The following is a 12,754-nucleotide window of genomic DNA, read 5'->3' on the forward strand; positions in this document are numbered from 1 at the left end:
GCTGCGGCAATTGCAAAGTTCTTAGCAACAGGTAAAAAATAATTTTCAGAACGCCTCCGAAAGGGGCGTTTTGGTTTGATAAGAGAGTTTAAAGCAGTGTGCATCTTTTTTATTGCACCATGCTGTAAACTGTGGTATAATTATAAAAATATCCGGCAAATGAGAGGTGCATCAAAACGGGAATTCTGCTTAATCCGGATAATATAGATTTTCAGGAAGCATTGAACTCTGAAATTTACGTTGACAAAACAGAACTTTTTCAATTTAAGGAGGACAAATGAAGAAATTCGTATTGATATTTATGACAGTATCCCTTTTGTTTACGGGATGTTCTGATGACGGAGAAAAGAAAACAGAAAGTATAAAAGAGACTGTGTCTTCGGCTGCGGAATTATCCACGAATGAAAGTATAACGTCCGAAACAGTGCAGACAACTTCCAAAATAACGACGCCTGACTTTGTTTCTGATTCTTCACAAAAGAATGATACAGATGCAGAGGAAAATCAGGTAAATACGCCCGTATCGGATGGGGGACTGCCAGTTATAGGCGGGGATGAAAATTCAGGTGATAAACCATCAGTAACAGATAATCCTTCGTTCTCTGAAAATTACCAGACAACTACAACTGTTATCACAAATGCTCCTTCATCCGGAGAGAAACAGCAGACAACTACGACGACTCAAAATACCGAAGGCGTTATCGAACTGCCGATAATTCCGGTGAAGTGATTTAAGGCAAAAAGTTGTGATATTATCATGTCCACTATAATATTCGGTATAAAGTATTTCTTTCAATTAATATATTTCCTCTATTCACTCAGCTTTTTTGCTGGATGCTTTTGTCAGTGTGGAAATGGCAAGAGAACGATCCATTTTTCTTCCATAATTGTAACCGATGATTTTTCTCGTACAAACATCCAGAACGCTCCCAAGATAAGTCCATCCATGCTTCACGGTGTGAATATATGTAATATCTGAAAGCAATATCTGATTTGGTTTGAGCATAAAAATAGAATAGAATATATAGTATGCACTGATAGAATAATTATACCAGTATATATAAATGTTTATTAAAAAGAAAGAAGGATAAATATGATTATCAAATATATAGCCGGTCCGGTAATCGGTTCAGTAATAGGGTACTTTACCAATTTTATTGCAGTTAAAATGTTGTTTCACCCCAGAAGGGAAGTAAGAGTATTTGGTTATAAACTACCGTTTACTCCCGGAGCAATACCCAAAGGAAAATCAAGACTGGCAAAATCTGTCGGGGATGCAGTGGGAAACAATCTTATAACACAGTCGGATATTGAAAACAAATTGCTGAGTGATGAACTTGCCGATAAAATTGCTGACATGATACTGGATAAGCTGTCAATATCCGTAAATGACCTTTTCGGCGGACTGCCGGATATTACGGAGGAAGATGCCGACAGCAGGAAAAAAGTATTTTCACACAGTATTGCAAAATACATAGCGGAGGCAGTTTCACAGGCAGATATATCCGGCGTTCTCGTTGAAAAAGCTCCGGGAATTATAAAATCAAAACTTAATAACCCAATGATAGCAATGTTCCTGACTGATGAACTGCTTCAGTCTGTACTTGCTCCGGTGGGTGCTGAGATACAGTCATATATTGCGGAACACGGGGAAGAGTTTATTGCGCCATACGTTGAACAAAAGCTGACGGATTCCGGTGAAAAACCTCTTGCCGATATCATAGAGGAATTTGGAATTGACAGGGAACAGCTTAAGAAGACTATTGCTGCATTGTACAAAAAGGCTGTATCGGGCTGTGCAGAAAACCTTATGAACTGGCTTGATCTGAGCAGTATTGTTGAAGATAAAATAAATGAAATGGATGCAGATGAGCTTGAGACCCTTGTTATGAGCGTTATGAAAAAAGAGTTTAAAACAATAGTAAATCTCGGTGCATTAATTGGCTTTGTACTTGGACTTTTGAATATATTTTTCTGAGATGAGGTGTTTTTATAAGGGGAATGTGTCAGAAAAATTCATCCGGATGATAATGACAGGTGCAGATATTACAGTATACGCAATTCAGTCAAAGTAACGGTAAATAGTTACTTTGACTGGATTATTTTTGTATACCTACTTATATAGTTTTCCTTAAACTATAAATTTATTTGTATTGAAGTGAAATAAACACATTGCATTTTTTTTGAAAAATTATGTTAAACTTATCTAAAAATAAGAAACCTTTAAGGTTAATATGATATAATTAAAATATAAAAAGAAAGAGCAGACGATTATAACATTTTTATCCGGATATGTATTTGATGAAAATTATTTTAAGGATTTATTTGCTTTTACTTTAATACGTTTGTCTTTCGGAAGGGAGGAGAAATTTCTTTACAAAAATTATTAAACACATGTATTTTTGCAGTAAACTTGCTCTTGCTGCAAAAATACATACATTAAAAAGAATAAGAAACTATATAAAAAAATCTGATCAAAGGAGGAAGCTTCCCAGAAATGCATTTTTAATAATGCATTGGGGCAGCAAAAATATTATGATAAAGAAAAAAATTACAAGTTTTATTTCAGCTGCCGCTATTGTTATCGCATCTGTTCCGGCTATCACATCAGATGTTGATACCACTGTTTCAACAACTGTTTACGCGTCAGAAGAATACTCCGTACCAAACCTGAATATTGCAGGCAAAAAGATTCCCGATACTGAAAGTTTTCATTTTGTAAATGATATGGGTGCAGGTTTTAACCTTGGAAACACATTTGAGGCTATCGACAATGCCGGTGCGGTTGAGGGAGATGCAAATATGTACCTTGAAACAAGCTGGCTCAGTGATGGCGAAGCTGGTGTGACTACTACCGAAACTATTGATGCAATTAAAAATGCTGGTTTCAAGACTGTACGTATTCCTGTTTCATGGCACAATCACCTTGACTCCGATTTTAATATTAACGAGGATTGGCTTGGAAAAGTAAGCAGTATTGTAAACTACGCTCTTTCACAGGATATGTATGTTATTCTTAATATACATCATGACTGTGAAAAATCTTCTGGATTTACAAGTCCTGACTATGACCCGGAATGGGCAACTGGAAACAAGGATTGCTATATTTATCCGGATAATGAACATCTTGAATCTTCCGTAAAATATGTTACCAGAATATGGGAACAACTTAGCGAAAAATTTAAAGATTGTGATAATCATCTTATTTTTGAAACCATGAATGAACCACGTCAGGTGGGAAACATTCATGAATGGTGGTATGCTGATGATGACTGCTGCCATGAAGCATTAGAATGCATAACACAAATTAATCAGGCTGCTGTTGATGCTATCAGAAAATCCGGCGGAAACAACAGCGATCGTTATATAATGGTTCCGGCAACATCAGCCAAAGCTGAGGCAGCGATGCAGAGTAAGTATTTCCAGATGCCGGAAGATTCTGCCAAAGACAGACTTATTCTTTCAGTCCATGCCTATGAACCTTTTGATTTTTCTATGGACAAAACAAGTGAAGGTGCACCAACTGAATTTACTGATGCAATGAAAAAATCTCTTGATGATATGTTCGATACACTATATGTGGCGTTTATCCAGCAGAATATACCTGTTGTAATCGGTGAATTCGGTGCAACAAACAGAGATAATACACAGGCGAGAACAAATCATGCAGCATACTATTATGCTGCTGCGAGAGCAAGAGGAATAACCTGCTGCATGTGGGATAATTCTAATGCTGAGGGTGATAATGAGGCTTATCGCTTTCTTGACAGAACCAATAAAGAATTTATTTATGATTCAATTGCAGAGGCAGCTGAAAAATATGGTGCACCAAGAAAAACTTTCTCAGGCGGCGGTGTAGATGGTGTTGTAGTTAACAGTAATTGCACACTTTATCCTGACGGAAAAGTTATGTTTCCATCAGCAGTCGGCGAAAAGGCAGAGATATATTTTGACATTGATACAACAAAATCGCTATGTGGCGGCGGTGCACTTTGTTTCAATCTGAATGTGGATGGAAAGGGATACTGGATAGGTTATCCTTTCAGAGCTGGTGTCGAGTGGGATTCTAGCCAGAATAAAAATATGCCTGTTCCTTATACAGTTGATCTGACTGCACTTTCAGAAATGAATGCTGTATGCTGGTCTGAAAACAGACAGGTTACCGATTATACCGAGCTTGAAAAGCTTTCAAAAATTTGTCAGGAAAGTACAAGTGCAGAAATCCAGATTTGGTGGTCTCTTGATTTAAACTGGGGTGACAGACCTGATTCATCGGTTACAGCTGGCAAATCAGAGTCTGAAGTGTCAGAGCTTAAAGCGGCAGCAGCTAAAGAATGTATTGCAGTAATAAATGTCAGACCAATGAATCTACCACTTGATACAAACATGGGATGCGGTTCATGGAACAGCGCATCATCAGAAGAATATACTGTTGATGATATTTCCAATTTCCAGTCCTTCCTTGTAAAGAAAAATACATTAGATTTAAACGAAAAAAATTATGATCTTAATAATGATGGAGCATTGAATGTAATTGATTTATGTATTATGAAACGTCAGTATGAAAACAAACAGAATGAAGGAAGACCTGTTATTGAAGGTGAAAAAGGCGTGGTTTCGATTAAAGATAATAAAATCACATTTCAACATGGAATAGGCAGCGAAATGATTCTTGAAGTAGAGCATAATGATTGTGTAGGCGGCGGAGGATGTATTTCATTCATTGAAACGGTTGATGATAATGAATACTGGGTTGCTTATGAATGGCAGACAAATGAAACGGGAGTAGTCAAGATTGATATGACAACTCCGGATCAGGTTACTTTAAATGATGTAAAGGTTGAAGAAAGCCAAAATTCGGAAATTTATAAAAAGCTGGGTGAATTGTGCATGCAGGAAAAGGAAGCTAATTTGTTTTACTGGTGGGCAGCTCAGAGCTGGGGTAACAATTATCCTGATGGTACAGATCTTACAAAATATCTGACTGTAAGGTCAGCACATATCACATCTCCTTTAACCTGATAAAAATTACTTTCTTCTTGATTTCATTTTAAAATCGGGATCCTCTCTATATATATATTTGTAAAATGCACACCTTATTTAAGGTGTGCGTTTTATTAGAACAAGTTACTATATCATGTATATAGTTGAATAACAATAAAAAATATGATATAATTATTTTTATAGGAGCTGATGTGTATGCGTATACTTATCGTGGAAGATGAAAAAGATCTGGCTATGATTTTATGTGAAGCAGTTAAAATGGAAGGATATTATGCAGATGTTGCATATAATGGTACAGATGGTCTGTATAATGCTCTGTCAGGGATATATGACCTGATAATTCTTGATATTATGCTGCCTGAAATGGATGGTATAAAGGTGTTGTCGGAAATACGTAAAAATAACATAGATACGCCTGTAATAATGCTTACAGCTAAATCTACAATACAAGACAGAGTTAAAGGTCTTGATACAGGTGCTGATGATTATCTTACCAAGCCGTTTGATATAACCGAGCTTATGGCAAGAATACGTGCTCTTTCAAGACGCAGAGAAAAAGTAATCGTTGATGAACGAATGAAATATGGAAACATTTTTCTTGACAGGGAAACGTATGAGCTTTGCAGAGAAGAACAGCGCATAAAGCTTACCAAAAAGGAATATGACATCATGGAGATTCTAATGCTTAATAAAGGAAAAGCTGTTCCAAAAGAAAATTTAATTACTAAAATATGGGGTTATGATGCAGATGTAGAATTTAATTCTGTGGAAGTGTATGTTTCATTTCTGAGAAAAAAACTGAATCTTCTGGAATCATCTGTATATATTGATACTATTCGTAATAAGGGATATACAATAAAGGAGAAACAGAATGCATAATGAGATAAAGCATCTGCGAAGAAAATTTTGTATTTTGTCGGCATCTATTTCCTTTGTAGTTATATTTTTAATGCTTTTCATTTTAAATCTTCTGATGAATATTGCATTTGGAAGCGAGCTTAAAGCTGCATCTGACATTCTGAGTCAGACTGCCATAGCAAGTATTCCGGATGTTGAGTCGGAAACTATTGTGTTAAGTGAAATGATTACTGATGAAAACGGGAATTATATTATAGACCGTAATCCTAAAACTATTCAAAGTATTACTGTAAATGGCGAAATAAAATGCAGTAATGATAAAGCAGAGTGGTACTGTGCAGGCGGTGGTATATATTTTGAATATATTCCTGATGAAGGAGCTGACCGAAAACTAATACATAAAGAGTACAAATTCAATCAGGGCAATACAAAGATAGAAGTGGATTTTACTGATAATACATCATTTATATATGAGGAAAAACCATTTAGTGCGAACATAATGAATGTATCTGAGGAACGATTTTATATTTCTCCGGTATGGTGGTCAATGGCAAGTACTTCCTATGATAATCACAATGATGATGTTATTCTTGATATCAGCAGCATAGATATACAGTATCGTGAAAATGCTTCTGCAGTACAGAATAAAAATTATAAGCCAAAAAAAAGCACTATAGAAACTATTTATCCTTCAGGTATTCCATATACTCTCAATAGTTTTATATTTTTCTACATTATAGAAGACAAGCAGGGGAATATTGTTGAATTAAACAGCGGTAATACAGAATTTACTGATAAAAGACATGATATAGAGGATATAGTGGAAGACAAATCTTATCATGATATAAAAATAGATAATATTAAATATAAATATTTTTCTGCTACAACAGATGAATTTAACATACACATCTTTATACACAGTACACTTGCTAATCAAAGTGGAAGTATTCTGGTTATAATTTCTGTATTGTCCGGAGGCTTTGTTCTGCTTGTGGTTTTTATTTTGATTTATTTTGTGTCAGGAAGAGCAGTAAAACCTATAAAGGATGGCTATGAAAAGCAGAATCAATTTATTTCAAATGCAAGTCATGAGCTTAAAACACCAATAACAGTAATTTCAGCTACTACACAGCTGATGAAAAAGAAATTTGGTGCAGATACTCTTTTGGGATGCATACAGGCACAGTCTGAAAAGATGGGAAGACTTGTTAATGAGATGTTGACACTTACAAGAATTACGGACTCCGGAAGACAATTAAATGAATTTAAACAGTTTGATCTAAGTAAAACTGTTAAAAAAAATGCACTTTATTTTGAAGGCAGGGCTTTTGAGGAAGGTAAAAAAATTAAGACTGACATTCAAGAAGATGTCAGTTTTAATGGAATTGAGAATAAAATAGATGAACTTGTGGGAATACTACTTGACAATGCATTAAAATATTCTGATGACGGATCAGTGATAGAATTGGAGCTTCACTCGGAGAAGGAAAAAATTATGTTATGCTGTAAAAATAAGTGTCAGGGATTTGATGAAAAAAATATACCTTATATGTTTGAACGATTTCATAGATGTGACAAAGCTCACTCTGAAAAACGAGAGGGCTTTGGACTTGGTCTCGCTATAGCAGAAGAAATAGTAAATATACATAAAGGAACAATAAATGCAAAATATCTGGATAATTGCGTGATTTTTATAATTAAATTGTAGGATATTGTTTTGGAGATTTTTCTGCGTACTGATTAAAACAAAACATCTCTTTTTTTATGTACTTTATCTGAAAAGTCATGTGTTATTTTCTGAAGAAAAATGATAATATAAATATAGAAATATAGATTAAAAGTACAAGGGTGTACCAGTAAAAAGGTACACCCTATATTTATTGTACCCATAAACAGGGAGGTTGAACTTATGCATCTTACACCACGGGAACAGGAGCGGCTTATGACGCATTATGCCGGTGAGCTTGCAAAACAGAGAAAAAACAGAGGTCTGAAACTAAATTATCCGGAAGCAGTTGCACTTATAACATCTGAAATTCTTGAAATGGCGAGAGATGGTCTTTCGGTTACCGAGCTTATGTGTGCAGGAAGAAAAATTCTTTCTTCTGACGACGTAATGGACGGTGTAGCTGAAATGATCCGTGAAATTCAGATGGAGGCAACTTTTCCGGATGGTACAAAGCTTGTTACCATTCATGAACCAATAATACCGAGTGGTAAAGCAATACCGGGAGAATATCTGATTGACAACGGCGAAATAGTGATAAATGAAGGAAAAGAAACAATTGAGCTTGTTGTTGCCAATACAGCTGACAGACCTGTTCAGGTGGGTTCACACTTTCACTTTTTTGAGGTCAACAAAATGCTTTCCTTTGACAGAAAAGCAGCGTATGGCTATCGTCTGGATATTCCCTCAGGAACTGCGGTCAGATTTGAGCCGGGGGAAAGTAAAAATGTAACGCTTGTGAAAATCGGCGGCAGCAGAACAGGCTTTGGACTGAATGATCTGGTGTGCGGAAAAATGGATGATGAAACAGTAAAAGCAAAGGCTTTTGAAAAGGCAAAGTCTCTTGGATTCAAGGGGGTTGAATGAGATGTTTAAAATGGATAAAAAACAGTATGCTGCAATGTTTGGTCCGACAACAGGTGACAGAGTGCGGCTTGCAGATACCTCTCTTATTGTTGAAGTGGAAAAGGACTATACAGTCTATGGTGACGAGGCAAAGTTCGGTGGGGGAAAATCTCTCCGTGATGGTATGGGACAGTCCTGCAGTGTACCGGACAGCGAATGCCCTGATACAGTTATTACCAATGCACTTATCATTGATTATACCGGCATATATAAAGCGGATATTGGTATAAAGGACGGAAAGATATGCGGTATCGGCAAATCCGGAAATCCTGATATCATGGACGGTGTTACCCCTTCGCTTGTTTTTGGTGCGTCAACTGAGGCAATTGCCGGAGAAGGACTGATTGTTACTGCCGGTGGAATTGATACGCATATTCACTTTATAAGTCCGACACAGATAGAAACGGCTCTTTATTCCGGTATTACCACTATGATTGGCGGAGGAACCGGTCCGGCTGACGGAACAAATGCAACAACATGTACGCCGGGAAGATTCAATATAGAGAAAATGCTGGAGGCAGCCGAGGACTATCCTGTGAATCTCGGTTTTCTTGGAAAAGGAAACAGTGCAGACTATAATACACTTGCAGAGCAAATTGAAGCAGGTGCCTGCGGTCTGAAAATTCATGAGGACTGGGGCGCAACTCCCGGCGTTATAACTCAGGCACTCAATGCGGCTGATAAATATGATGTTCAGGTATCCATCCATACTGATACGCTTAATGAGGGGGGATTTGTAGAAGATACTTTGAATGCAATCGGCGGACGGACAATTCACACTTATCATACAGAGGGTGCAGGAGGCGGTCATGCCCCTGATATTATCAAAGCCGCAGCATTCCCGAATATTCTCCCTTCTTCAACAAATCCCACTATGCCATTTACGGAAAATACCATTGATGAACATCTTGATATGCTGATGGTTTGTCATCATCTTGACAGTAACATTCCGGAAGATGTTGCATTCGCCGATTCCCGTATTCGTCCGGAAACAATTGCGGCAGAAGATGTGCTGCATGATATGGGGATTTTCAGCATGATGAGTTCGGATTCACAGGCTATGGGACGAGTAGGTGAAGTTATTACAAGAACATGGCAGACCGCCTCAAAAATGAAAGATCAGAGAGGCAGTCTTCCGGAGGACAGTGACAGAAACGATAATTTCAGAGTGAAACGATATGTTTCAAAGTACACTATAAATCCTGCAGTCACTCATGGCATTTCTGAATATGTAGGGTCAGTTGAAACCGGAAAAATGGCAGATCTGGTTTTGTGGAAACCTGAAATGTTCGGTGTGAAACCGGAAATGATCATCAAGGGCGGATTTATATGTGCGTCAAAAATGGGTGACGCTAATGCCTCTATTCCGACACCGCAGCCTGTTGTTTATACTAAAATGTTCGGTGCACATGGTCTTGCCGTAAAACGCTGCTGCGCTGATTTCATTTCAAAAACTGCAGCAGAAAACAAAATTGCGGAATTACTGGGACTTCAGAGAATGATACTTCCGGTGGAGAACTGCAGAAATATCGGCAAGAAAGACATGAAATACAATGATACAACAGGAAATATCACAGTAGACCCTGAAACATATATCGTTAAGGTTGACGGCGAAAAAATCACCTGTGAACCAGCGTCACATCTGCCTCTTACGCAGAAGTATTATATGTTCTGACATTAATTTCGGGAGGAATCAGAATGATTGCAGAAAAAATATACGGTAAGCTTGGAGAAACTGAAAAAGCAGTCGATTATGTTACAATTGACTGGTTTGAGCGTGAAAAAAAAATCCTCAGAAAAACCACATCTTCCGGTGAAGATATAGGGATAAAAACTGAATCGGCTTTAAACGAGGGCGATGTAATTTATGAAGATGAAAACAGGGTCATTGCAGTTGAAATAGCACCATGCAGTCTGATTTGTGTTCATGTTAATTCCATGCAGGAAATGGGCAGGCTTTGCTTTGAACTTGGCAATCGCCATTTGTCACTTTCAATCGGTGAAAATACGGTGAAATGTCCTTTTGATGAACCTACATTCTCATATCTCAATAAGCTTGGATTTACAGCAGAAAAAGTATTTGAAAAGTTTAACGGATATATCGAATGTAAGGCTCATGCACATACGCACAGCCATGGGCATCACCATGAGTAGCGGTTATTTAAGTCTTTTACAGGCGCTGGATCCGCTTTTTCCTGTCGGTACATTTACACTGTCAAACGGACTTGAAACCTATGTACAGAAAAATCTTGTCTGCAATGCTCAGACGCTGACAGAATATTTGAATGCGTATATTTATACACTGCCAACAAATGATCTTGGTTTTGCGGCAAAGGCGGCAATGGGTGAACCGTGCGAAATGCTTGATGAGATTTGCACTGCCTCAAAGTCTCCTGCGGAACTGAGAAACGGGAGTCTGAAACAGTGTATCCGGTTTATAAAGGCTGAAACAGTACTGGGAGAATACACCGGACTGAATAATTATTCACAAATGATAGATTCCGGAATATGCAGAGGCTGTTATCCTGTTGCTCTGGGACTTTTTATGAGAGATACCGGCACTGACATTGTGCAGGGACTGGAAATGTACTGTTACACTCTTTTGTCATCGGCGGTCAATCATGCGGTAAAGCTTGTACCTCTTCGTCAGCTTGACGGACAGAAATGTCTTTCAGAGACAATGAAAGGAATACCTGAAGCTGTGCACAAAGCAATTGATACTGAAACAGATGACCTCGGAATAAGCGGTGCAGGATTTGACCTGCGCTCCATGCAGCATGAAAAGCTTTATTCCAGATTATATATATCATAGCGGAGGAATGAGATATGTCATATGTAAAAATCGGCGTGGGCGGACCAGTCGGCTCAGGCAAAACTGCGCTTATTGAAAGGCTTACAAGAATTATGTCGGAGGAATACAGCATCTGTGTTGTGACTAATGATATTTATACAAGGGAAGATGCAGAGTTTCTCATTAAAAACTCAAAATTGCCGCCGGAGCGTATTGTCGGCGTGGAAACAGGAGGCTGCCCCCATACAGCAATTCGGGAGGATTGTTCTATGAATCTTGAGGCAGTGGAAGAAATGGCAGAGAAGTTTCCAGATGTGCAGATAATCTTTATCGAAAGCGGAGGGGATAATCTTTCTGCAACCTTTTCGCCGGATCTGGCAGATGCATCTGTATATGTTATTGATGTGGCACAGGGAGAGAAGATACCGAGAAAGGGTGGGCCTGGTGTTACCCGTTCAGACCTGCTGGTAATCAACAAAACCGACCTTGCGCCAATGGTAGGGGCAAGCCTTGAAGTCATGGCAAAGGATTCGGAGAGAATGAGGGGAGGCAGACCGTTTTTGTTTACCAATCTGATGACATTGGAAGGTGTTGACAGCGTGATAGAGTGGATAAAAAAATCTGTCTTGCTTGAGGATCTGAAATGAGCAGACTTTTTCTGAAAGCGGAAAGCAGAAACGGAAAAACCGTCATTTCTGACAGCTTTTTTACTGCACCTATCAAGATTGCCAAGCCATTTTACTGTGGTAATTATACAGAGATTATGATGATGACCGCAAGTGCCGGTATATTAGACGGCGATTTTTATGATATTGAAATTCAGGTTATGGAAGGAGCGTCGTTCAGACTGACCGGACAGTCTTATACAAAAATTTTTAAAGCTGCTGAAAAAGGTGCAGTACAGAAAGTAAAAATCAATGTGGAAAAGGACGCTTTTTTTATTTATTTTCCGATGCCTGTTATCCCATACGGCGGAAGTATTTTCAGCAATATTACAGAAGTTCATCTTTGTAAAAATTGCCGGTTTGTAATGTGTGATATACTTTCCTGTGGCAGAAAGGCTATGAATGAGGAATTTCTGTTTCAGTCATATCGTTCAAGAACAGCAGTATATGTGGACGGCAAAATGCAGTTTCTTGATAATCAGAGGTTCAATCCAAATGAAATAAATCTGAAAGGCATGGGCTTTTTTGAAGGGTATTCCCATGCCGGAATGATGTACATTTACGGCTGTGAAAATGTGGTGATACCTGAAAGCCAGACAAGTGAGTCAGCTGTTACCAAAGCAGCAGACGGAACTTGTATCAGAATATTCAGTAATAGTGCAGATGAAATTGTAAATCAATTCAGAAGGGTTATTTCGCAGCTTTCTTGACAACTGACACTACATATGATAAAATACTGATATAGCAAAGATGCTCTGCGGTTTTTATACTGTGTAGGGTATTTTTGCTTTTTTATTTTATATC

At 38.0% G+C, this 12,754-nt stretch carries 12 protein-coding genes; 11 read left to right on the forward strand and 1 reads right to left on the reverse strand.

Features of this window, described 5'->3' with window-relative positions; translation table 11 throughout:
- The first annotated feature begins 277 nt into the window (after positions 1-277).
- A complete protein-coding gene (locus ACI4WO_RS05190) occupies positions 278-730 on the forward strand; it encodes a hypothetical protein (protein ID WP_439806500.1) in 453 nt (150 codons plus the stop codon).
- A gap of 84 nt (positions 731-814) precedes the next feature.
- Here ACI4WO_RS05190 and ACI4WO_RS05195 read toward each other — a convergent pair whose 3' ends face one another.
- Complete coding sequence (locus tag ACI4WO_RS05195) at positions 815-1,006, reverse strand: DDE-type integrase/transposase/recombinase (RefSeq protein ID WP_439806501.1); 192 nt, start codon at positions 1,004-1,006, stop codon at positions 815-817.
- 87 nt (positions 1,007-1,093) lie between these two features.
- Here ACI4WO_RS05195 and ACI4WO_RS05200 point away from each other — a divergent pair, with 87 nt between their 5' ends.
- The 10 genes from ACI4WO_RS05200 (at position 1,094) to ACI4WO_RS05245 (ending at position 12,660) form a co-directional block, all read left to right on the forward strand.
- Positions 1,094-1,978, forward strand: a complete 885-nt coding sequence (locus ACI4WO_RS05200; RefSeq protein WP_439806502.1) for a DUF445 domain-containing protein — start codon at positions 1,094-1,096, stop codon at positions 1,976-1,978.
- Between the two features lie 557 nt (positions 1,979-2,535).
- On the forward strand, positions 2,536-5,022 hold the full coding sequence (locus ACI4WO_RS05205; protein ID WP_439806503.1) for a cellulase family glycosylhydrolase: 2,487 nt from the start codon (positions 2,536-2,538) through the stop codon (positions 5,020-5,022).
- A gap of 177 nt (positions 5,023-5,199) precedes the next feature.
- Entirely contained in the window at positions 5,200-5,883 is a 684-nt protein-coding gene (locus tag ACI4WO_RS05210) for a response regulator transcription factor (RefSeq protein WP_439806504.1), read from the forward strand.
- Complete coding sequence (locus ACI4WO_RS05215; protein WP_439806505.1) at positions 5,876-7,570, forward strand: sensor histidine kinase; 1,695 nt, start codon at positions 5,876-5,878, stop codon at positions 7,568-7,570. The genes ACI4WO_RS05210 and ACI4WO_RS05215 overlap by 8 nt, the downstream gene beginning before the upstream one ends.
- A gap of 201 nt (positions 7,571-7,771) precedes the next feature.
- Complete coding sequence (ureA, locus tag ACI4WO_RS05220; protein ID WP_439806506.1) at positions 7,772-8,455, forward strand: urease subunit gamma; 684 nt, start codon at positions 7,772-7,774, stop codon at positions 8,453-8,455.
- Position 8,456: 1 nt separating this feature from the next.
- On the forward strand, positions 8,457-10,169 hold the full coding sequence (gene ureC, locus ACI4WO_RS05225) for an urease subunit alpha (protein WP_439806507.1): 1,713 nt from the start codon (positions 8,457-8,459) through the stop codon (positions 10,167-10,169).
- 23 nt (positions 10,170-10,192) lie between these two features.
- Positions 10,193-10,648 (forward strand): urease accessory protein UreE, encoded by a 456-nt coding sequence (locus ACI4WO_RS05230; RefSeq protein WP_439806508.1) that lies wholly within the window; start codon positions 10,193-10,195, stop codon positions 10,646-10,648.
- Entirely contained in the window at positions 10,641-11,306 is a 666-nt protein-coding gene (locus ACI4WO_RS05235) for an urease accessory protein UreF (RefSeq protein ID WP_439806509.1), read from the forward strand. The genes ACI4WO_RS05230 and ACI4WO_RS05235 overlap by 8 nt, the downstream gene beginning before the upstream one ends.
- Before the next feature lie 14 nt (positions 11,307-11,320).
- Positions 11,321-11,932 carry an urease accessory protein UreG gene (gene ureG / locus ACI4WO_RS05240; protein ID WP_439806510.1) on the forward strand — a complete coding sequence of 204 codons (612 nt, stop codon included), beginning with the start codon at positions 11,321-11,323 and terminating at the stop codon, positions 11,930-11,932.
- On the forward strand, positions 11,929-12,660 hold the full coding sequence (locus ACI4WO_RS05245) for an urease accessory protein UreD (protein WP_439806511.1): 732 nt from the start codon (positions 11,929-11,931) through the stop codon (positions 12,658-12,660). The genes ureG and ACI4WO_RS05245 overlap by 4 nt, the downstream gene beginning before the upstream one ends.
- Positions 12,661-12,754 lie beyond the last annotated feature (94 nt).

It is taken from the genome of Porcipelethomonas sp. (genome assembly GCF_051893655.1).
Classification (GTDB): domain Bacteria; phylum Bacillota; class Clostridia; order Oscillospirales; family Ruminococcaceae; genus Porcipelethomonas.